Source organism: Streptomyces sp. BK79, from assembly GCF_044142145.1.
GTDB lineage: Bacteria > Actinomycetota > Actinomycetes > Streptomycetales > Streptomycetaceae > Streptomyces.
Genome location: NZ_JBHVOC010000017.1, coordinates 76,280 through 96,653 on the forward strand (window position 1 = coordinate 76,280; position 20,374 = coordinate 96,653).

The window sequence follows — 20,374 nt, forward strand, 5'->3', positions numbered from 1 at the left end:
CCCCTGCCATGAACCCTGCCGACATCCGCGTCGAGAAGGGCCACGCCGAGCCCGAGGAAGTCGCCGCCCTCACGGCCCTCCTCCTCGCCCGCGCCGCCGCCCGCCCCGCCGAGATCGCCCCGTCCCACGGCGGCGGCCCCGTCCGAGCCGGCTGGCGCCGCCTGGAACGCGAACCGGGCTTCCGCGCCCCTCACAGCTGGCGCTGACCCGAGCCCACGAAAGAGGCCCCCTCCACTCAGGAGGGGGCCTTTCCGCATGACCCAGGGTGGGGAATCGCCCTCAGGGGCGCGGGGCCGTATCGATGTGCGGCTCCGCCGCGTGGGCGCGACCAGCCACGACGCACCCGCACCCGGCGACGAAACCGCCCCCCGCAGATCAGTGGCCGCAGGGGGCGCGGAGCGCTAGCGCAGGCGCGCCATCAGCGCGTGCTCCACGAGCGTGATCAGCGCGGACTTCGCATCCGCCCGATGCCGCGCGTCCGTCGTGATGATCGGCGTGTCCGGCCCGATCTGCAGCGCCTCCCGGACCTCGTCCGGGTTGTACGGCTGCTGCCCGTCGAAGCCGTTGAGCGCGATGACGAACGGCAGGCCGCTGTTCTCGAAGTAGTCGACGGCGGGGAAGCAGTCGGCGAGCCGCCTCGTGTCGACCAGCACGATCGCCCCGATGGCGCCGCGCACCAGGTCGTCCCACATGAACCAGAAGCGGTCCTGGCCGGGCGTACCGAACAGGTACAGGATCAGGTCCTGGTCCAGCGTGATGCGTCCGAAGTCCATGGCGACCGTCGTGGTCGTCTTGTCCCCCGTGTGGGTGAGGTCGTCGATGCCCGCGGACGCGGATGTCATCACGGCCTCGGTGCGCAGCGGGTTGATCTCCGAGACGGCGCCGACGAACGTGGTCTTGCCCACGCCGAATCCGCCGGCCACCACGATCTTCGCGGACGTGGTGGAGCGGGAAGGCCCTCCGCTAGAGCTTGCGAAGTCCACTGAGCACCCTTTCGAGCAGTGTCACGTCTGGCTGGCCGCCGGCGTTCTCGTCGCCGCCGGGCTGATGGATGGCGACCAGTCCCGCCTCCGCCAAGTCGGCGACGAGGATCCTGGCCACGCCGAGAGGGATCGTCAGGAGGGCCGAGACCTCGGCCACCGACTTGATCTCCCGGCAGAGGTTGCAGATCCGCTGATGCTCGGGCAGCTGGCCCTGCATCTGGTGCGGCTGCGCGGTGGTGTGCACCAGCGCCTCGATGGCGAGCTGGTACCGCGGCCTGGTGCGGCCGCCCGTCATGGCGTACGGGCGCACCAGGGGGTTGTTCGACGCCCCGGCGGGCGCCGGCTCAGGGGTGCGGCGCTGCGGCTGCACGGGCTGGATGCGGGGGGCCTGCGGCTGGTCGTACGGCGAAGGGCCGGGGCCCTGCGGTGCGTACGGCTGCCGGTGACCCGGAACGGAGGGGTAGCCGTATCCGTTCGCCGAGCCGTCGTTCTGACCCTGGCCAGGGCCGTACGACCAGTTGCCCGATGACGGACCGCCTGGGGGTGTTGCCACTTTTTCCTCCTCCGACTGTGCCTGGCATCCATCACTGTGGAGCCGCGTCCCGAAACTTTACGGCCACGGGACGCCAAAACGCACCGTCTGTCCTTTAGTTGAGAAGGCTCCCTTGGAGCTCAGCCCGAAGATCCGGCGTCAGAACGGTGCCCGCGCGGTCCACCAGCAGGGCCATCTCGTACCCAATGAGGCCGATGTCCGCCTCCGGGTGTGCGAGAACCGCGAGGGACGAACCGTCGGAGATGGACATGATGAAGAGGAATCCCCGCTCCATCTCCACAACCGTCTGGTTCACGCTGCCGCCCTCGAAGATGCGCGAGGCACCGGCGGTCAGCGAGGTCAGTCCGGAGGCGACGGCCGCGAGCTGGTCGGCGCGATCACGCGGGAACCCCTCGGACATCGCCAGAAGGAGTCCGTCGGCGGAGACCACCACCGTGTGGGACACCCCCGGGGTGTTGTCCACGAAGTTGGTGATCAACCAGTTCAGGTTCTGTGCCGCCTGGCTCATCGGGCTCACACTAACGCTCCTGGTTGTAGGTGCTGTCAGGACCACGGTGTTCATTCCTCGCGTCCTGGCCGTTCGTTTCACTGCCTGCGCTGCGGCCTCGCTCGACGCCGCGCCGCAGGTTGCTCAGCCTGCCCCGGACGTCCTCCGGGGCGCGGGAGATCTGGGGGCCTCCCTGGGGAGTGGTCTCGGCCGCGCCCTCGACCAGGTTGGCCTTGGGCACCCGCCTCGGCAGCCCCGAGGAGGTCACCCCGCCCGCCTTGGGTTTGCGCAGCGCCGATGCCTGCTGCCAGCGGTCGTCGTTGGCCGACCGCCAGGTGTCCTCGCCGCCCGTCCCCGGTGCGGCGGTCGGCGTCTCCTGGTCCACGCGCCCCGCGTCGCCCGTTCCGTTCGCGGGGGAACCGCGGCGGGGGAGACCGGCGTCGGTCAGCGCGTGGGCGGCGGAGGGGGCCGGCCCCGGACGGTCGAAGCCTACGCGGTCCGCCTCGTTCACGTCAGCGGCCTGCGCGGATTCCGCCTCCGGAGCACCCGCAGGGTACTGGTCCGGGTAGCCGTTCTGGAAGCCGTCCTGCTGGGGCCAGTCGTCCTGGTGGCGCCGCTGCTCGAAGGCGGGGAAGGCGCTCTGCGCCTCGGCGCCCGCCTGCTGGTGCCCGCCCCGGTCCGGCTCCGCGTAGGAGGGGTCCGGGTAGCCGCCGCCCGCCGAGTAGCCCTCGCCCTGCGGCAGGTTGCCGTTCGGCGCGTAGTACTGCTCGTCGTACGACGCCTGCTGCTGATCGGCGTACGCCTGCTGCTCGAACTGGCCGGTCTGCTGCGGGTCGAACTGGCCGGTCTGCTGCGGGTCGAACTGGGCCGTCTGCTGCTCGAACTGCCCGGTCTGCTGCTCCTGGTACCCGCCGGTGTGCTGGTCCTGGTAGCCGCCCTGACCCTGGTCGTACGCCGGCTGCCGACCGGTGAACTGGTCCTGGTAGCCGGGCGCCCCGTTCTCCTGACGGCCGCCGTGCTCCGCCCCACCGGGCAGCTCGGGCTGGGACTGCGCCTCCAGCGCCGCGCGGCGCTCCTCGCGCATCAGCGAGCGGCCGACCGGGTCCAGCTCGCGTATGTCGTCGGGGACCTCGGAGTACCGGCTGTCGTCGAAGCCCAGCTCGGCGGCGGTCCGCATGGGCTGGCCGACCTGGCCGAAGCTCTCGCCCGGGAAGTTCTGCTCCGGGATGATCTGCGAGACCGTGAACTCGTCGCGGGGCTGCTGGTCGCCACCGCCACCGTGGGTGATGGCGTCCGGGAGCATGACCAGCGAGGTGGTGCCCGCCTGCTCGCCGGAGGGACGCAGCTGGACGCGGATGCCGTGCCGGTCGGACAGCCGGCCGACCACGAACAGGCCCATGCGCTGCGAGATCGCGGCGTCCACGGTCGGCGGGTTGGCCAGCTTGTGGTTGATGTCCGCGAAGTCCTCGGCGGTCAGGCCGATGCCCTTGTCGTGGATCTCGACCATCACGCGGCCGTCGGGCAGCCGGGTCGCGGTGACGCGGACCTTGGTCTGCGGGGAGGAGAACGTGGTGGCGTTCTCCAGCAGCTCGGCGAGCAGGTGCACGAGGTCGGTCACGGCACGGCCGTGGATCTCGGCCTCCGGCACGCCGGACAGCTCGATGCGCTCGTACTGCTCCACCTCGGAGGAGGCGGCGCGTAGCACGTCGACCAGCGGGACCGGCTGGTCCCAGCGGCGGCCGGGCTCCTCGCCGGCGAGGACCAGCAGGTTCTCGCCGTTGCGGCGCATACGGGTGGCGAGGTGGTCCAGCCGGAAGAGGTTCTCCAGCTGGTCGGGGTCGGCCTCGTTGTTCTCCAGGTCGGTGATCAGGCTCAGCTGGCCCTCGATCAGCGACTGGTTGCGGCGCGAGAGGTTGGTGAAGATCGCGTTGATGTTGCCCCGCAGCAGGGCCTGCTCGGAGGCGAGCCGGACGGCCTCGCGGTGCACCTGGTCGAAGGCGCGGGCGACTTCGCCGATCTCGTCGGTCGAGGTGATCGGGATCGGCTGGACCCGGGTGTCGACCCGGCCGGGGTCGGTGCGCGAGAGCTGGTCGACCAGCGACGGCAGGCGCTGCTCGGCGATGCCGAAGGCGGCGTTGCGCAGCTGGCGCATCGAGCGGCTCATCTGGCGGGCCACCATGCCGGCCAGGATGAACGCGGCGAGCAGCGCGATCACGACCGCGGCACCCGTGATGTAGGCGTCCTGCTCGGCGTCGTCGGCGATGCCGGAGGCCTCGGACACCGCCTTGTCGGCCAGATCCGACTCGATCTTGCCGTAGGCGTCGAACTTGAGGGTGTTGACCGCCCACCAGTTCTCCGGCGTGATGCCCTGCTGGGCCAGCTCGGCGCGCGCGCCGGTGTCCGTGGAGTTCAGCTGGGCCAGCTCGGAGACCATGGTGGTCGGGTTGGACGGCGGCGGTACGTAGTCCGGGTCCTTGGCCTTGGCCTCCTTGGCGAGGGCCGCGCCGTCCTCCTTGAGCTGCACCTCGGCGTCCTCGAGCTTCTGCGCGTCGGCCTCGGTGCCACCGCCGATGTACTCCTCGATCGCGATGCGCTCGAGGTAGGCGTACGAGGACAGGGCGACGCGCTGGCTGGCGAGGTGGCTCGGGTCCGGACCGGGCTTGACCAGCATGTGCATGCCGATCGAGCGCTCCAGGGAGAGCGCCGCCTTCGTCAGGGAGATCGCGTAGACGGTACGGCCGTAGGAGGTGATGTTGCCGGTGCCCAGACCGAGCTCGTTGGCGAACTCCATCAGGGGGTGGGCGACGCCGGTGTAGCCCTCCTCGGTCTCCACGCCCTTGAGCTTGGAGGTGTAGGCGGCCACGCGCAGCGTCTGGAGCTTGGGCTCCTGCTCGCGGAACACCTTCAGCCGGCGCTCCAGGCCCGGCTTGCCGGGCATGTCCTGGGCCGCCTCGTCGAAGGCGTCGGCCGCCGCGTCGGTCGCCTGACGCGCCTTGGTGACGGTGGCGTCCTTCTGCCCCTTGCCCTGCAGCAGCGGGGCGGCCGTCACGTCGCGCTCGTTGTAGAGCGCGTTGGCGTAGCCGAGGGAGGCCCGGACCAGGCGTGCGGTGCTCTCGGCGTCCTCGGCGTCCGACCAGGTGTCGATCGAGCTCTTCACCTGGAAGCCGCCCATGACGAGGCCGACCAGCACCGGAATGAGCAGGATCGCGTTCAGCCGGGTGGCCACCCGCCAGTTGCGCGGGGTGAACCGGCCGCCGCTCGGAGCGGGATCGGCCTTGGGTTCCGAAGCGGGCACGGGGGCGGTCGCCGCTGCGCGCGGCGGCGGGGTGAAGTTGCCCCGGGCCGATGGCTCGGGACTGTTCTTGCTTCGCCTCACTCGACCAACAACCTCTCGGCGGTCGGCACCTACGTCGTGCCGCTGTGTCTCAGAGCCCAGTCCGCCATCGAGTACGCGCTACCGCGGAGTACGTCTTTGACCATTGGGCAGTTCTGGCATTCCAGCACGGCGACCAGCGCTCTTCCAAACAGTGGAACGAGGGGGTTACACGTGATGTAAGCCCCACGTAAAACGGTCATAAAGAGCGAGGTCCGTCAAAAGACGGGGCGTTCGTGCGCGCAGCGAGACCAGTTGACCGCGTCGCGTGTCGATACCACCCGATTCCTCTGCCGAAACGTTATGAACGGCGGAGCCGACCGTGTCAAAGGACACAGCCGGTTCCGCCCCGCCTACGACAACTGCCGTACGACCTCGTCGATTTGGCTGCGATCACCGCCGGACCGCCCGCGGACCTACCGCAGACGCGCCATCAACGCGTGCTCCACCAGCGTGATCAGCGCGCTCTTCGCGTCGGCGCGGTGCCGGGCGTCGGTCGTGATGATCGGTGTGTCCGGCCCGATCTGCAGCGCCTCGCGCACCTCGTCCGGGGAGTAGGGCTGCTGGCCGTCGAAGCCGTTGAGGGCGACGACGAACGGCAGGCCGCTGTTCTCGAAGTAGTCGACGGCGGGGAAGCAGTCCGCCAGCCGTCGGGTGTCGCACAGCACGACCGCGCCGATGGCGCCGCGCACCAGGTCGTCCCACATGAACCAGAAGCGGTCCTGACCGGGGGTACCGAACAGGTACAGGATCAGGTCCTGGTCCAGCGTGATGCGGCCGAAGTCCATGGCGACCGTGGTGGTCGTCTTGTCCCCGGCGTGCGTGAGGTCGTCGATCCCGGCGCTGGCGGAGGTCATCACGGCCTCCGTGCGCAGCGGGTTGATCTCGGAGACGGCGCCCACGAACGTGGTCTTGCCGACACCGAAGCCGCCGGCCACCACGATCTTCGCGGAGGTGGTCGCGCGACCACCCTCGTCAGAGCTTGCGAAGTCCACTGAGCACCCTTTCGAGCAGTGTCACGTCCGGCGCACCGCCGTTGTTCTCGTCGCCGCCCGGCTGGTGGATGGCGACGAGCCCGGCCTCCGCGAGGTCCGCGACCAGGATCCGGGCCACGCCCAGCGGCATCGCCAGCAGGGCGGACACCTCCGCCACCGACTTCACCTCGCGGCACAGGTGGCAGATCCGCTGGTGCTCGGGGAGCAGTCCCATGAGCGCTGCCGGGTCGGCCGTCGTGCTGATCAGCGCCTCGATGGCGAGCTGATAGCGCGGCCTGGTCCGGCCACCGGTCATCGCGTAGGGACGTACCAGCGGCTGGTCGCCCTCGTCCTCGTACGGCTCCGCGTACGGATCATGAGAGGCGGTGGGCGGGGTCATGAATCCTCCGGGCGGGACAGCAGGTTGGTCAGTCGTGCCGTCTGATGAGGCCGGTGGGGGGATTGTGGCGGCCGGACGGTGATTTGGTAACACGGGTGGTGCCGGGGCCGATCAGTGGAGCAGACTGCCTTGTAGTTCAGCGCGCAGGTCAGGCGTGAGGACCGCGCCCGCGCGGTCGACCAGGAGTGCCATCTCGTAGCCGACGAGGCCGATGTCGCACTCCGGATGCGCGAGGACGGCCAGGGACGAGCCGTCCGAGACGGACATGAGGAAGAGGAACCCGCGTTCCATCTCCACGACCGTCTGCGCCACGCTGCCGCCCTCGAAGATCCGGGACGCCCCGGCGGTCAGGGAGGTCAGCCCCGAGGCGACGGCCGCGAGCTGGTCCGCGCGGTCGCGCGGAAACCCTTCCGACATCGCCAGAAGGAGTCCGTCGGCGGACACGACGACGGTGTGGGACACCCCCGGGGTGTTGTCCACGAAATTCGTGATCAACCAGTTGAGGTTCTGTGCCGCCTGGCTCATCGGGCTCAACTAACGCTCCTGCTGGTGAGTGGGCCGCGGGTAGCTGCCGGTCTGGTTGGTACCGGCCTGACGGCCCTGTGCGATTCCCCGACGGAGATTGGTCAGCCGGCCGCGCACGTCGTCGGGCGCACGCGAAACCTGCGGACCGTTCTGGTGCGACTGCTGCTGAGCCGTTCCCGGCACCAGGTTGGCCCGGGGGACCCGGCGCGGGAGGCCGGAGGTGGTGATTCCGCCCGCCGCCGGCTGCCGGACGCGCTCGGCCTGCCGGACGAGGTCGTCGTTCGGCGAGCTGCGCCAGGCGGAGGTGGCGGGCCGCTGGGGGGCCGCCGGGGTCTGGGGCTGGGCGGCCTGCGGCTCCGGGGACGCGGCCGGGGCGCCGTGCTGCGCCCTCGCCTCGCGGTCACCGTGGAACCAGTTGGTCTCCAGCGTGTCGTACAGCGGAGTACGTCCGTCACCGGGGCCGGAGGCCGGGGGCAGGGCCCATCCGTCCCCGGGCCGCTGCGCGGCGGCGCCGTTGCCGTTGCCGTCAGGGCCCGCGGGTTCCGGGCGCTGCTGCGGGGCCGCCTGCCGGGGGGCCGGCGGCTGCGGGGCGCCGAAGCCGTTGCCGCCGTGCGTCCCGCCCTGCTGGGGGCGCTCGAACTGGCCGGTGGCGGCCGGGCCCTGGCGCTCCGGCAGGCGGTGCTGCCCGGTGGAGCCGTTGTCGTAGCCCGGGGCGCCGGCGAACGGATCGGCCGGGGCCGGTGTGCCCGGACCCGCCTGACCGGGCTGACCGCCGAAGACGTCCGAGCGGACGAAACCGCCGTCGTTCTGCTGCGGGGCCGCGGACTGGGGCCGCGCGAACTGGTCGTTCTGCCCAGCGCCGCCCTGACGGTACGGGTCCTGGCCGTACTGGTCCTGGCGGTACTGCTCCTGGCCGTACTGCTCCTGGACCGGCTGGGCGAACTGGCCCGTGTTCTGCGGGGCGTCCCGGCGGGGGGCCGGGGCGTCGAAGTCCGGGCGGGCGAACTCGGCCGTGGCGCCGGGCCCCTGGGCCTCGCCGAGCCGGGGGATCGCGGGCATCTCGGTGGTGGCACCCGGGCCCTGCCGGTCGTCGGCCCGCGGCGTGCGGTTCGTGCGGGAGCTGTCCGGCTCCTCGTGACCACGCGGTCCGTCGAGCGAGGCGCGCGGCACGGGAGGCTGCGCGTTCTCGTCGCTCCAGCTGGGCGTGCGGGGCTGCGGGGTGCCGCCGGGCAGCTCGGCCCGCGGACCGCCGCGCGGCGGCAGCTGCGGACGCCGGCCCTGCTCGTTGGCGCCCTTGCCGCCCCCACGGCGCTTGCCGCGCGGCGCGGGCGCGGAGGCGCCGCGTCCACCGCCGAAGGCGTCCTGACCCTGCGGTGCGTTGCCCTGCGGTGCGTTGCCCTGGTGGGCGTTGCTCTGGTGGGTGTCGCTCTGGTGGGCGTTGCTCTGCGGGGCGTTCAGACCGGCGGCCTGGAGGCCCTGCGGAGCACCGGGCGCCTGACCGGCACCGGCACCGGCGCCCGTACCCGCGCCGGCCGGAGCCGGGCGGTTCTGCTGGTTTTGCTGGTTCGGTCCCGCGGGGGACTGGGGCCCGCGCGCGCCACCCGGCGCACCCGGGCGGGAGCCCGCGTCGCGTCCCGGCAGTGCGGCCCGCGGGCCCTGGCCGGCCCCGAGCCGGCCGCCGCCGCCCGGCGCGCCGGCGCCGAGGGCACCGCCACCGCCGCCGAAGGCCCCGCCGGCACCGAGGGAGCCACCGCCCTGGCCGCCACCGCGCCGGGCGGCGGCGACACCGGCCGCCGCCTGGGCCGCGGCCGGACCTCCGTTGCCCGGCGCACCCGGACCGGGCTGCTTGGGCTGCGGCTTGCGACCGCCCTGGGCGACGTCGACGGGCAGCATGACCAGCGCGGTCGTACCGCCGGAGTCGGACGGGCGGAGCTGGATGCGGATGCCGTGGCGCTGCGAGAGGCGGCCGACCACGAACAGACCCATGCGGCGGGAGACGGAGACGTCCACGGTGGGCGGCGAGGCGAGCCGCTCGTTGATCGCCGCGAGGTCCTCGGGCGAGAGGCCGATGCCGGTGTCGTGGATCTCGATCAGCACCCGCCCGTCGGGCAGCGCGTGACCGGTGACCTTGACCTTGGTCTGCGGGGAGGAGAACGACGTCGCGTTCTCCAGCAGCTCGGCGAGCAGGTGCACGAGGTCGTTGACCACGCGGCCGGCGACCTCGGTGGTCGGCACGGAGGCCAGCTCGATGCGCTCGTACTGCTCCACCTCGGAGGCGGCGGCACGGAGCACGTCGACCAGCGGCACCGGCCGGGTCCAGCGCCGGCCGGGCTCCTCACCGGCGAGGACGAGGAGGTTCTCACCGTTACGGCGCATGCGTGTCGCGAGGTGGTCGAGCTTGAAGAGCGAGGACAGCTGGTCCGGGTCGGCCTCGCGGGACTCCAGTTCGGAGATGAGCGAGAGCTGACGCTGGATGAGGCCCTGGGAGCGGCGCGAGAGGTTCGTGAACATCGCGTTGACGTTGCCCCGCAGCAGGGCCTGCTCGGCGGCGAGGCGGACCGCCTCGCGGTGCACGTCGTCGAAGGCCGCGGCCACCCGGCCGATCTCGTCCCGGGAGTGCACGCCGACCGACTCCACCGAGGTGTCGACGTCCTGCGGGTCGGTCTCGGAGAGCTGCTTGACCAGCTCGGGCAGGCGGTCCTGGGCGACCCTGGTCGCGGTGTCCTCCAGGCGGCGCAGCGAGCGGATCATGGAGCGGGCCACGACGAAGGCGCCGACCAGGGAGACACCGAGCACCAGCAGGATCACGACACCCGAGATGATCGCCTCGCGCTCGGACTCGCTGCGCAGCTCGCGGGCCTGCTGCTCCATGTCCTCCAGCAGCTTCAGCTCGATGTTCTTCATCTGCTGGATCTTGGTGGAGCTGTCGTCCAGCCAGTCCTGGTAGGACCGCTTGTCCAGGTCGGCCAGGCCGTTGACCTGGCCGACGGCGCGGCCGGCGTACTCGTCGGACGACTCGATCACCGGGTTGCCCTCGGAGATCGGCTTGAGGAGGTCCTCGGCGCCGTCGCCGTAGATGCTGGTGAAGCTGCGAAGCTCGGACGTCTGGCTCTGCAGTGCCGACTGGGCGTAGAGCCGGTCGTTCTCGGAGAGCTTGCCCTTCGTGGTGTTGCTCGCGGGGAGGGCCGCCGCGAGGACCGCGCGCTGGATGGAGGCGTACTCCTTGGCCGAGGAGAAGGCCGACAGGGCGCGCGTGCGCTGGATCATGTCGGGGTTGCTGGTCGCCTCCGCCATGTCCTGCGACAGGTCCAGCAGGTGGGTGATCAGGCGGTGGTAGGCCTCGACGGTCTGCGTCGAGTTGTCCTTCGCCTGGTAGGCGGTGCCGCGGATCTGGTTCAGGTCGTTCAGATCGCTCGCGAGACCGACGAGGCTGTCGCGGACACCGACGAGGTTGCCGTCCTTGCTGGCGGCGTCGATCTCCTCGGAACTGTCGAGGAAGTTCTTCAGGGCCCGGTCGGTCTTCTCCCGGTCGCCCTTGACGGCGATCGCGCTGGACGTCGAGCCGTGCGCCAGGGGGCCGGCGGACTGGTCGCGCTCCTCCTGGAGCGCGGCGGCCAGTTCCGTGGCCTGCTTGGTCATCTCGGTCAGCAGCTTCATGTTGTCGAGCTGCTGGATGTCGTCCATCGACTGGCTGATGCGCATCGCGCCCAGCGAGGTCGCCGCGACCACCGGCAGCGCGAGCAGCGACACCAGACGGGTGGAGATCCGCCAGTTGCGCAGGGCTATTCGCGGGCCGGGGCCGGTCGAGCCCTTGGCCGGCTTGGCGGGCGGCTGCTGGCCGGGAGCGGTCGATGCCGCGGCCTGGCCGGGGCGCCCGGCTCGGTCTGCGCTGTCGCCGGACGGGGCCTGGCCCTGGTTCTGGGCGTGCTGGGGCGAGGAGCTGACGGCCTTGGGGCCAGTCCCGCCGTGCGGCTCCGGCTCCGCCGAAGCGCTGCCATCCCTCTTGAAACGTCCCTGCACTAGCGTCGCAACCTCTGGACCAGGCACCCGGCCGCGTGAACGGCTGGGCACGGTGTCGGCGTCATAGGGGCGCCCTGAATACGCCCCCGTGGTGGTCGTGAGTGACCGGCGCTGGTTCCCCCTTCTCGCCGCCGCTCGGCGCTGGTGTGCGCCCCCTGTGCGCCGGCTCGATCCCGCGGCGGTCCGTGGAATTCCAGCACAGTGCAGGATCTCCAACAAGGCCCGTGGGTCAGGCCGTGACATACGTGACAGCTTGTGAGGGGCGAGTCACGGCTCGTAGAAAATGATCTCCCTGAAAACGGACGTATGCCCGCGATTCGCCAACACGGGGAAGGTGTCCCAGTCGACATGATCAGGAGCGGAATGATGGCTTCAGGCGTGCAATGTCGGTTTCGCCGGAGTGGGGCGGGGGCCGGAATTGACCGGTTTGCCCCTTGATAAGTGAGCAAACTCACACGCAGATCATGAGCCCGGCTCGGGTTGGCGGGGAATCGCATGTTTAGCCTGACGCTTTACAGAGAAGGCAAAACCGACAACCCGCGCCCTCGCAGGGCTTCTTGCGGCCCTCGGGCGCCCGTACACGACAAGGTCTCTTACCACCGTGAAGACGACGATGATGTTCCACAAGATCGCCAACCCGCGACGCACGACGCTGGCGCACCTCGAGGGCGCCGACGAGCTGCAGACGCCGGAGCAGCCGGAGCACGCCGTCGAGCTCCCCGCCCAGACCGCCAACCCCCGCCGCACGGTCCTCATGGATGTCCCGGCCGCGGCCACCGCCGCGCAGTAGTACACACCACCCGGCCGCCGCACGTCCGGCCGGACCGGCCGGGCACACGGGCGCCCGCGCGACGAACCGCCGCCCCGAGGGGGGCCACGGCACGTAGTGCGCGAGGCGCCCGCCCCTTGCCGCGTTAGCCTGGAGCGTCAGACTCCAGCCAGCTCAGCGAGGGGCCAAGCAACCCGTGCGCATCGCCAGGTTCTCCATCGACGGGAACGTCGCCTTCGGCGCGGTCGAGGGCGACCAGCCGGACCAGCTCGTCCTCGACATCATCAAGGGCATCCCGTTCGCGGACTTCGAGCTCTCCGGCACCAAGGTGCCCCTGAGCAAGGTGCGGCTGCTGCCGCCCGTCCTCCCCAACAAGGTCGTCGCCTTCGGCCGCAACTACGCCGAACACGCCCGTGAACTCGGCAACGAGGTGCCCGACGCCCCGTTCGCCTTCTTCAAGCCGTCCACCTCGGTCATCGGCCCCGGCGACGCCATCCAGTACCCCTCCTTCTCCGAGGAGCTGCACCACGAGGCCGAGCTGGCCGTCGTGATCGGCCGCATGTGCCGCGAGGTCCCGCGCGACCGCGTCAAGGACGTGATCTTCGGCTACACCTGCGCCAACGACGTCACCGCCCGTGACGTGCAGCGCCGGGAGAAGCAGTGGGCCAGGGCCAAGGGGTTCGACTCCTCCTGTCCGCTGGGCCCCTGGGTCGAGACGGACCTCGACCTCGCCGCCGCGGCCGACCTGACCATCCAGCTCACGGTCAACGGCACCCAGCGCCAGCTCGGCCGCACCAGCGAGATGATCCACTCCATCGAGGACCTGGTCGTCAACATCTCCGAGGCCATGACGCTGCTCCCCGGCGACGTGATCCTCACCGGCACCCCGGCCGGCGTCGGCCCCCTGAACGTCGGCGACGAGGTCGCCGTCACCATCGAAGGCATCGGCACTCTCACCAACAAGGTTGTCAAGCGTGGCTAGCGCACCCGGCTCCCCCGTACGCGTCCGATTCTGTCCGTCCCCCACCGGCAACCCCCACGTGGGCCTGGTGCGCACCGCCCTGTTCAACTGGGCGTTCGCCCGGCACCACCAGGGCACCCTGGTCTTCCGCATCGAGGACACCGACGCGGCCCGCGACTCCGAGGAGTCGTACCAGCAGCTCCTGGACTCGATGCGCTGGCTGGGCTTCGACTGGGACGAGGGCCCCGAGATCGGCGGCCCGCACGCGCCCTACCGCCAGTCGCAGCGGATGGAGATCTACCGGGACGTCGCCGCCAAGCTCCTCGACGCCGGCCACGCCTACCGGTGCTACTGCTCCCAGGAGGAGCTGGACACCCGCCGCGAGGCCGCCCGAGCCGCCGGCAAGCCCTCCGGCTACGACGGCCACTGCCGCGACCTGAGCGAGGCGCAGGTCCAGGAGTACACGGCGCAGGGCCGCGAGTCCATCGTCCGCTTCCGGATGCCCGACGAGGCGATCACCTTCACGGACCTGGTCCGCGGCGAGATCACCTACCTCCCGGAGAACGTCCCGGACTACGGCATCGTCCGCGCCAACGGCGCCCCGCTCTACACGCTCGTCAACCCGGTCGACGACGCCCTGATGGAGATCACCCACGTCCTGCGCGGCGAGGACCTGCTCTCCTCCACCCCCCGCCAGATCGCCCTCTACAAGGCGCTGATCGAGCTGGGCGTCGCGAAGGAGACCCCCGCCTTCGGCCACCTGCCGTACGTGATGGGCGAGGGCAACAAGAAGCTCTCCAAACGTGACCCGCAGTCGAGCCTGAACCTCTACCGGGAGCGCGGCTTCCTCCCCGAGGGCCTGCTCAACTACCTCTCCCTGCTCGGCTGGTCGCTCTCCGCCGACCAGGACATCTTCACGATCGAGGAGATGGTCGCGGCCTTCGACGTCGCCGACGTCAACCCCAACCCGGCCCGCTTCGACCTGAAGAAGTGCGAGGCGATCAACGCCGACCACATCCGCATGCTCGAGGTGAAGGACTTCACCGAGCGCTGCCGGCCGTGGCTGAAGGCCCCCGTCGCCCCCTGGGCGCCCGAGGACTTCGACGAGACCAAGTGGCAGGCGATCGCGCCGCACGCGCAGACCCGCCTCAAGGTCCTCTCCGAGATCACGGACAACGTCGACTTCCTGTTCCTGCCGGAGCCGGTCTTCGACGAGGCCAGCTGGACGAAGGCCATGAAGGAGGGCTCGGACGCCCTGCTGCGCACCGCCCGCGAGAAGCTGGACGCGGCCGACTGGACGTCCCCGGAGTCCCTGAAGGAGGCCGTCCTGGCCGCCGGCGAGGCCCACGGCCTCAAGCTCGGCAAGGCCCAGGCCCCCGTCCGCGTCGCCGTCACCGGCCGCACGGTCGGCCTGCCCCTCTTCGAGTCCCTGGAGGTCCTGGGCAAGGAGAAGGCGCTGACCCGCATCGACGCGGCGCTGGCACGGCTCGCTGCCTGACCGCTCACCCGCGCCCGAAGGGGCGGCCCCCGGAAGCCCGGGAGCCGCCCCTTCGGCGTACGGCCCGACGCGGCGGGCCGGACGGCGCTACCGTCGGATCATGAGCATTCGCGCCGTGGTCTGGGACGTCGACGACACCCTCTTCGACTACACCACCGCCGACCGCGAGGGCATGCGCGCCCACCTGGTGGCCGAGGGACTGCTCGCCGGATACGGAACGGCGGAGGAGGCCCTGGTGCGCTGGCGGGAGGTCACCGAGCAGCAGTGGGCCCGGTTCGCGGCCGGCGAGGTCGACTTCGTCACACAGCGCCGCGACCGCACCCGGGTCTTCCTGGGCCGCCCCGAGCTGACCGACACCGAGGCCGACGACTGGTTCCAGCGCTACGTCACGCACTACGAGGCCGCCTGGTCCCTCTTCCCGGACGTCCTGCCCGTCCTCGACGCCCTCTCCGGCACCCACCGGCACGCGGTGCTCTCCAACTCCAGCCTGACCGTCCAGGACCGCAAGCTGCGCGTCCTCGGCGTCCACGACCGCTTCGAGGCCATCCTGTGCGCCGCCGAGCTGGGTGTCTCCAAGCCCGAGCCCGGCGCCTTCCTCGCGGCCTGCGACGCCCTGGGCCTCAGCCCCGGGGAGGTGGCGTACGTAGGCGACCACCCGGAGATCGACGGGCGCGGGGCCGCCGACGCCGGGCTGCTGTCGGTGTGGATCGACCGCGGCGGCGCCTACGCGGCCGTCGACCCGCCCACCGGACCGCGCCGCATCGCGTCCCTCTCCGAACTCCCCGCGCTCCTCGGCGCCGATACTCGTTTTGGAGCCCCGTCCACCTTCGGGTAATGTTCTTCCTGCGCCGCCGGGGAGCGGGCCGAAAGGCCGGAACCGGAAGCGCAACGCTAGAACAAGATCCCCCCAGGGGCTTGCGTTCCAGTGGCCTATGGTGTAATTGGCAGCACGACTGATTCTGGTTCAGTTAGTCTTGGTTCGAGTCCAGGTAGGCCAGCTCGCAGAGCTTATCTGCGCCGCGGAGCACATCCGCGAAGCCCCCGTTGTGTAGCGGCCTAGCACGCCGCCCTCTCAAGGCGGTAGCGCCGGTTCGAATCCGGTCGGGGGTACAGATCCTTCCCGCGGGGACGGTCAGGGTAGCTCCCGCCGACCTCGATGCAGGATCGCTAGGGCCCCCGTTGTGTAGCGGCCTAGCACGCCGCCCTCTCAAGGCGGTAGCGCCGGTTCGAATCCGGTCGGGGGTACAAACTGGTCTAAACCACATTGGTCTATGGTGTAATTGGCAGCACGACTGATTCTGGTTCAGTTAGTCTAGGTTCGAGTCCTGGTAGACCAGCTCGGATCTGCGGCGGTGCAGTATTGAACGCTTGCAAGATCCACGCCCCCGTTGTGTAGCGGCCTAGCACGCCGCCCTCTCAAGGCGGTAGCGCCGGTTCGAATCCGGTCGGGGGTACATCGAGAAGGCCCTCCGCTTCGGCGGAGGGCCTTCGCCGTGTCCGCCCGACCCGGCTCACTCGAAGCCGTACCGCCGCGTCGACTCCTCCTCCTGCGCCAGCCGGTGCAGCGCCCGCAGCACCGGTTCGTTGAGGATCGCTCCGAGGACCGCGAACTCCACCCGCTCCGCCTCCGACGGGTGCCGCTCCAGGTTGTCCAGGTCCAGGACGGCCGTGCGGTGCATCAACTCCGCGTACGGCACGAGCTGTTCGGCTCCCCAGTCGTAGCCGAGCCGGCGGAACGTGGCCACCCCCACCACCAGTGCCCGGTACGCGGGGGAGAGGCCCGCCAGCTGCTTGGCGTTCTCCCAGCCGAGCCGCTCCAGCAGTGCGGTGACCTCCTGGTGCGCTGCCCGGACGTACTCGTCCTCCTCGTCCGGCTGCGGGCCCTGTGGCAACTCCCACACCGCCGCGCCCAGGCGGACGGAGCGGCCCAGGGAGTCGTCCTCGATGTGCCTGAGCACCTCGCGGGCGGTGGCCACCGGGACCTTGCCGACCTGGATCAGTGCCCGCACCAGCCGCAGCTTGCGCACATGCGTCTCGTCGTACTCCGCGGTGGTCGCGTTGACCTGGCGGCCGGGCGGCAACAGGCCCTCGCGCAGGTAGTACTTGATCGTCGCGGTGGAGACACCGCTGCGATCGCTCAGTTCGGCGAGCCGCACGTCTTGCGCCTTTCGTTGGGTAGCGCCACTATCCAAACATGACGGACACGGGGAAGAGGACCGGCCGCGCGCGGCTCACGACCGCGGACGCCCGGGGAGACGTCGTCGTCCTGCTGATCGGGATGCGGGTCAACAGATTCTGGGCGGTGCACCACTGGCTGCCCGTGATGCTGGCGATGTTCCGGATGCTGGCGGAGCTGAAGCGCGACCCGGGACGGGGGCTGCTGTCGCGCGTGCTGCTCACGGCCTCCCCGCGGACGTACTACGTCGTCCAGTACTGGGAGTCCAAGGAGAAGCTGTACGCGTACGCGAGCGCGGCGGACGCCTTTCACCGCACCGTGTGGGCCCGGGTGAACCGGATGGACCGCAACGGCAGGGTGCGCGGCCACGTCGGCATCTGGCACGAGGCGTACGTCGTGCCGGAGGGGTCGTACGAGGCGATCTACGGGGACATGCCGGCGTTCGGGCTGGCCCACGCGCACGGACAGGTGCCGCTGGAGGCCCGGGGGCGGTACGCGAAGGACCGGTTCGCGCACAGGTCGGGGCAGGAGCGGGCTGCCTGAGCGGGCCGACGGGCGGCTGCGGGGCGGGGTCGGTCACCGCCCCGCAGCCCCGGGGCTCCCGCACTCCCGGCCGGGAAGGGGGCCTGCCGCGGCGTTGAGGCGGGCCCGTCCCCGGTCACGTACCCGGGCGGTGGTCAGCCCGTGCGGCGCAGGGCCTCCGAGAGGCGGGCGGCGGCGTCGATGGTCGCCTGGGCGTGCATGCGGCCGGGGTGGCGCGTGAGGCGCTCGATGGGGCCGGAGACGGACACGGCGGCGACCACCCGGTTCGAGGGGCCGCGCACCGGCGCGGAGACGGACGCGACGCCGGGCTCCCGCTCGCCGATCGACTGGGCCCAGCCCCGGCGCCGCACGCCCGACAGGGCCGTCGCCGTGAAACGGGCGCCCTGCAGGCCGCGGTGGAGGCGCTCGGGCTCCTCCCAGGCCATCAGGATCTGCGCGGAGGAACCGGCCTTCATCGTGAGCGTGGAGCCGACCGGGACCGTGTCCCTGAGACCCGACAGACGCTCGGCCGCGGCCACGCAGATGCGCATGTCGCCCTGGCGGCGGTAGAGCTGGGCGCTCTCGCCCGTGACGTCCCGCAGGTGCGTGAGCACCGGGCCCGCCGTGGCGAGCAGGCGGTCCTCACCGGCCGCCGCGGCCAGTTCGGCCAGGCGCGGGCCGAGAATGAAACGGCCCTGCATGTCGCGCGCCACCATGCGGTGGTGTTCCAGCGCCACGGCCAGGCGGTGGGCCGTGGGTCGTGCCAGTCCGGTCGCCGCGACCAACCCCGCGAGGGTGGCCGGACCGGACTCCAGAGCGCTCAGGACGAGGGCCGCCTTGTCCAGAACGCCGACGCCGCTACTGTTGTCCATGCAACGATACTCCCGTCTCACTCTGTGAAACGCAAGTTCAATTTTCCATGGAACCCGCCACTCTGGATGGCACGAAGTCACAACGGCCCGTGACGTAAGGGCCTGGTGGCGGCTGCCCGGAAACACAGGGGTGCGGGCGCCGCTTCCGCAAAGATCTCTAGTTGGGCCGACGCTTCGTCGCCGGCCGGAGGGAAAGCGATGGGTAGGACACTCGCGGAGAAGGTCTGGGACGACCACGTCGTCCGGCGCGCCGAGGGCGAGCCCGACCTCCTCTTCATCGATCTGCACCTGCTGCACGAGGTGACCAGCCCGCAGGCCTTCGACGGCCTCCGCAAGAGCGGCCGCCCGGTGCGCCGGCTCGACCTGACCATCGCCACCGAGGACCACAACACCCCGACGCTCGACATCGACAAGCCCATCGCGGACCCGGTCTCCCGGGCCCAGCTCGAGACGCTGCGCAAGAACTGCGCGGACTTCGGCGTCCGGCTGCACCCGCTGGGCGACGTCGAGCAGGGCGTCGTGCACGTCGTCGGCCCCCAGCTCGGCCTGACCCAGCCCGGCACCACCGTGGTCTGCGGCGACTCGCACACCTCCACGCACGGCGCCTTCGGCGCGCTGGCGTTCGGCATCGGCACCTCCCAGGTGGAGCACGTGCTGGCCACCCAGACGCTGCCCATGGCCCGCCCGAAGACCATGGCGATCACCGTCAACGGGGAACTGCCCGAGGGCGTCACGGCCAAGGACCTGATCCTCGCGATCATCGCGAAGATCGGCACCGGCGGCGGCCAGGGCTACATCCTGGAGTACCGCGGCGAGGCCATCGAGAAGCTCTCGATGGAGGCCCGGATGACCATCTGCAACATGTCGATCGAGGCCGGTGCCCGCGCGGGCATGATCGCCCCCGACGAGACCACCTTCGCCTACCTCCGGGGCCGCCCGCACGCCCCCGAGGGCGCGGACTGGGACGCGGCGGTGGAGTACTGGAAGACGCTGCGCACGGACGACGACGCCGAGTTCGACGCCGAGGTCGACATCGAGGCCGCCGAGCTGTCCCCCTTCGTCACCTGGGGCACCAACCCGGGCCAGGGCGCGCCGCTGTCCGCCGCCGTCCCCGACCCGGCTTCGTACGAAGACGCTTCGGAGCGCTTCGCCGCCGAAAAGGCCCTGGAGTACATGGGGTTGGAGGCCGGGCAGCCGCTGCGCTCCATCAAGGTGGACACCGTCTTCGTAGGTTCCTGCACCAACGGCCGCATCGAGGACCTGCGCGCCGCCGCCGAGATCGTCCGGGACCGCAAAGTCGCCGACGGCGTACGGATGCTGGTCGTCCCCGGCTCCGCGCGGGTGGGTCTGCAGGCCGTCTCCGAGGGCCTGGACGTGGTCTTCAAGGAGGCCGGCGCCGAATGGCGGCACGCGGGCTGCTCCATGTGCCTGGGCATGAACCCGGACCAGCTCGCCCCCGGTGAGCGCTCCGCGTCCACCTCCAACCGCAACTTCGAGGGACGGCAGGGCAAGGGCGGCCGCACCCACCTGGTGTCGCCGCAGGTCGCGGCCGCTACGGCGGTCCTGGGCCACCTGGCCTCCCCGGCCGACCTCGCCGCCGCCGACGTCCCCACGCCCGCTGGAGTCTGAGAGTCATGGAAGCATTCACCACCCACACCGGCCGGGCCGTCCCGCTGCGCCGCAGCAACGTCGACACCGACCAGATCATCCCCGCCCACTGGCTCAAGAAGGTGACGCGGGACGGGTTCGAGGACGGGCTGTTCGAGGCCTGGCGCAAGGACCCGGAGTTCGTGCTCAACCGGCCCGAGCGCGAGGGTGCCACGGTCCTGGTCGCCGGCCCCGACTTCGGCACCGGCTCCTCCCGCGAGCACGCCGTCTGGGCGCTGCAGAACTACGGCTTCAAGACCGTGATCTCCTCCCGCTTCGCCGACATCTTCCGCGGTAACTCGCTGAAGAACGGCCTGCTCACGGTGGTCCTGGACCAGAAGACCGTGGACGCGCTGTGGGAGCTGACGGAGAACGACCCGCAGGCCGAGGTCACGGTGGACCTCCAGGCCCGCGAGGTCCGCGCGGAGGGCATCACCGCCGACTTCGAGCTGGACGAGAACTCCCGCTGGCGGCTGCTGAACGGGCTGGACGACATCTCGATCACCCTCCAGAACGAGGAGGACATCGCCGCGTACGAGGCGAAGCGCCCGTCGTTCAAGCCGCAGACCGTCCAGGTCTGACCGCCGGACCGCCGAACCCCTTTCCGGGGGCTC

The 20,374-nt window shown here is 71.1% G+C and carries 18 protein-coding genes and 5 tRNA genes; 13 read left to right on the plus strand and 10 right to left on the minus strand.

The window, feature by feature from the left end; translation table 11 throughout:
* Positions 1-8: 8 nt before the first annotated feature.
* Positions 9-206: an acyl-CoA carboxylase epsilon subunit gene (locus ACFIF2_RS22005; RefSeq protein WP_395574919.1), complete on the plus strand. Its 198-nt coding sequence runs from the start codon at positions 9-11 to the stop codon at positions 204-206.
* A 195-nt stretch (positions 207-401) separates the two neighbouring features.
* Here the strand turns inward: ACFIF2_RS22005 and ACFIF2_RS22010 are convergent, their stop codons facing one another.
* From ACFIF2_RS22010 to ACFIF2_RS22045, 8 genes are all read right to left on the minus strand, one after another.
* On the minus strand, positions 402-983 hold the full coding sequence (locus tag ACFIF2_RS22010) for an ATP/GTP-binding protein (RefSeq protein ID WP_009314218.1): 582 nt from the start codon (positions 981-983) through the stop codon (positions 402-404).
* On the minus strand, positions 964-1,536 hold the full coding sequence (locus ACFIF2_RS22015; RefSeq protein WP_395574920.1) for a DUF742 domain-containing protein: 573 nt from the start codon (positions 1,534-1,536) through the stop codon (positions 964-966). Before ACFIF2_RS22015 ends, ACFIF2_RS22010 begins: the two co-directional genes overlap by 20 nt.
* 94 nt (positions 1,537-1,630) lie before the next feature.
* A complete protein-coding gene (locus ACFIF2_RS22020; RefSeq protein WP_004983065.1) occupies positions 1,631-2,044 on the minus strand; it encodes a roadblock/LC7 domain-containing protein in 414 nt (137 codons plus the stop codon).
* A gap of 10 nt (positions 2,045-2,054) precedes the next feature.
* Positions 2,055-5,399: a nitrate- and nitrite sensing domain-containing protein gene (locus ACFIF2_RS22025; RefSeq protein ID WP_395574921.1), complete on the minus strand. Its 3,345-nt coding sequence runs from the start codon at positions 5,397-5,399 to the stop codon at positions 2,055-2,057.
* Positions 5,400-5,812: 413 nt separating this feature from the next.
* Positions 5,813-6,391 carry a GTP-binding protein gene (locus tag ACFIF2_RS22030; protein ID WP_395574922.1) on the minus strand — a complete coding sequence of 193 codons (579 nt, stop codon included), beginning with the start codon at positions 6,389-6,391 and terminating at the stop codon, positions 5,813-5,815.
* On the minus strand, positions 6,372-6,770 hold the full coding sequence (locus tag ACFIF2_RS22035) for a DUF742 domain-containing protein (RefSeq protein ID WP_003973454.1): 399 nt from the start codon (positions 6,768-6,770) through the stop codon (positions 6,372-6,374). Before ACFIF2_RS22035 ends, ACFIF2_RS22030 begins: the two co-directional genes overlap by 20 nt.
* Before the next feature lie 111 nt (positions 6,771-6,881).
* Positions 6,882-7,295, minus strand: coding sequence for a roadblock/LC7 domain-containing protein (locus tag ACFIF2_RS22040; RefSeq protein WP_003993189.1), 414 nt, complete (start codon positions 7,293-7,295; stop codon positions 6,882-6,884).
* Between the two features lie 9 nt (positions 7,296-7,304).
* The gene (locus ACFIF2_RS22045; RefSeq protein WP_395574923.1) at positions 7,305-11,315 is read right to left on the minus strand and encodes a nitrate- and nitrite sensing domain-containing protein; all 4,011 of its coding nucleotides are present in this window, start codon (positions 11,313-11,315) and stop codon (positions 7,305-7,307) included.
* Between the two features lie 601 nt (positions 11,316-11,916).
* Between ACFIF2_RS22045 and ACFIF2_RS22050 the strand changes: the two genes are divergently transcribed.
* The 9 genes from ACFIF2_RS22050 to ACFIF2_RS22090 all read left to right on the plus strand — a co-directional run bounded on the left by ACFIF2_RS22050 (position 11,917) and on the right by ACFIF2_RS22090 (position 15,997).
* Positions 11,917-12,105 (plus strand): hypothetical protein, encoded by a 189-nt coding sequence (locus ACFIF2_RS22050; protein WP_395574924.1) that lies wholly within the window; start codon positions 11,917-11,919, stop codon positions 12,103-12,105.
* Between the two features lie 175 nt (positions 12,106-12,280).
* A complete protein-coding gene (locus ACFIF2_RS22055; RefSeq protein ID WP_395574925.1) occupies positions 12,281-13,066 on the plus strand; it encodes a fumarylacetoacetate hydrolase family protein in 786 nt (261 codons plus the stop codon).
* Positions 13,059-14,543: a glutamate--tRNA ligase gene (gene gltX / locus ACFIF2_RS22060; protein ID WP_395574926.1), complete on the plus strand. Its 1,485-nt coding sequence runs from the start codon at positions 13,059-13,061 to the stop codon at positions 14,541-14,543. The genes ACFIF2_RS22055 and gltX overlap by 8 nt, the downstream gene beginning before the upstream one ends.
* Positions 14,544-14,643: 100 nt before the next feature.
* On the plus strand, positions 14,644-15,378 hold the full coding sequence (locus ACFIF2_RS22065) for an HAD family hydrolase (protein WP_395574927.1): 735 nt from the start codon (positions 14,644-14,646) through the stop codon (positions 15,376-15,378).
* 91 nt (positions 15,379-15,469) lie between these two features.
* A tRNA-Gln gene (locus ACFIF2_RS22070) sits at positions 15,470-15,541 on the plus strand.
* Positions 15,542-15,580: 39 nt separating this feature from the next.
* Positions 15,581-15,653 (plus strand) — tRNA-Glu (locus tag ACFIF2_RS22075).
* 62 nt (positions 15,654-15,715) lie between these two features.
* Positions 15,716-15,788: transfer RNA gene (locus ACFIF2_RS22080), tRNA-Glu, on the plus strand.
* Between the two features lie 20 nt (positions 15,789-15,808).
* Positions 15,809-15,880, plus strand: a tRNA-Gln gene (locus ACFIF2_RS22085).
* Between the two features lie 44 nt (positions 15,881-15,924).
* Positions 15,925-15,997: transfer RNA gene (locus ACFIF2_RS22090), tRNA-Glu, on the plus strand.
* A gap of 57 nt (positions 15,998-16,054) precedes the next feature.
* Here the strand turns inward: ACFIF2_RS22090 and ACFIF2_RS22095 are convergent.
* The gene (locus tag ACFIF2_RS22095; protein WP_395574928.1) at positions 16,055-16,699 is read right to left on the minus strand and encodes a MerR family transcriptional regulator; all 645 of its coding nucleotides are present in this window, start codon (positions 16,697-16,699) and stop codon (positions 16,055-16,057) included.
* A 38-nt stretch (positions 16,700-16,737) separates the two neighbouring features.
* Between ACFIF2_RS22095 and ACFIF2_RS22100 the strand changes: the two genes are divergently transcribed.
* Positions 16,738-17,262, plus strand: coding sequence for a DUF4188 domain-containing protein (locus ACFIF2_RS22100; protein ID WP_395574929.1), 525 nt, complete (start codon positions 16,738-16,740; stop codon positions 17,260-17,262).
* Positions 17,263-17,396: 134 nt separating this feature from the next.
* Here the strand turns inward: ACFIF2_RS22100 and ndgR are convergent, their stop codons facing one another.
* Positions 17,397-18,113 carry an IclR family transcriptional regulator NdgR gene (gene ndgR, locus ACFIF2_RS22105; protein ID WP_395574930.1) on the minus strand — a complete coding sequence of 239 codons (717 nt, stop codon included), beginning with the start codon at positions 18,111-18,113 and terminating at the stop codon, positions 17,397-17,399.
* Positions 18,114-18,311: 198 nt separating this feature from the next.
* Here ndgR and leuC point away from each other — a divergent pair, with 198 nt between their 5' ends.
* Positions 18,312-19,742: a 3-isopropylmalate dehydratase large subunit gene (gene leuC / locus ACFIF2_RS22110; RefSeq protein WP_395574931.1), complete on the plus strand. Its 1,431-nt coding sequence runs from the start codon at positions 18,312-18,314 to the stop codon at positions 19,740-19,742.
* Between the two features lie 5 nt (positions 19,743-19,747).
* Positions 19,748-20,341, plus strand: coding sequence for a 3-isopropylmalate dehydratase small subunit (gene leuD, locus ACFIF2_RS22115; protein ID WP_395574932.1), 594 nt, complete (start codon positions 19,748-19,750; stop codon positions 20,339-20,341).
* The last annotated feature ends 33 nt before the right edge of the window (positions 20,342-20,374 follow it).

Excerpts from the sequence above, each read along its gene's own strand:
- ACFIF2_RS22065 (WP_395574927.1), top strand. The coding sequence starts at position 14,644 with ATGAGCATTCGCGCCGTGGTCTGGGACGTCGACGACACCCTCTTCGAC.
- ACFIF2_RS22005 (WP_395574919.1), top strand. The coding sequence starts at position 9 with ATGAACCCTGCCGACATCCGCGTCGAGAAGGGCCACGCCGAGCCCGAG.
- leuD (WP_395574932.1), top strand. The coding sequence starts at position 19,748 with ATGGAAGCATTCACCACCCACACCGGCCGGGCCGTCCCGCTGCGCCGC.
- ACFIF2_RS22020 (WP_004983065.1), bottom strand. The coding sequence starts at position 2,044 with ATGAGCCAGGCGGCACAGAACCTGAACTGGTTGATCACCAACTTCGTG.
- leuC (WP_395574931.1), top strand. The coding sequence starts at position 18,312 with ATGGGTAGGACACTCGCGGAGAAGGTCTGGGACGACCACGTCGTCCGG.
- ACFIF2_RS22035 (WP_003973454.1), bottom strand. The coding sequence starts at position 6,770 with ATGACCCCGCCCACCGCCTCTCATGATCCGTACGCGGAGCCGTACGAG.
- ndgR (WP_395574930.1), bottom strand. The coding sequence starts at position 18,113 with ATGGACAACAGTAGCGGCGTCGGCGTTCTGGACAAGGCGGCCCTCGTC.
- ACFIF2_RS22040 (WP_003993189.1), bottom strand. The coding sequence starts at position 7,295 with ATGAGCCAGGCGGCACAGAACCTCAACTGGTTGATCACGAATTTCGTG.
- ACFIF2_RS22100 (WP_395574929.1), top strand. The coding sequence starts at position 16,738 with ATGACGGACACGGGGAAGAGGACCGGCCGCGCGCGGCTCACGACCGCG.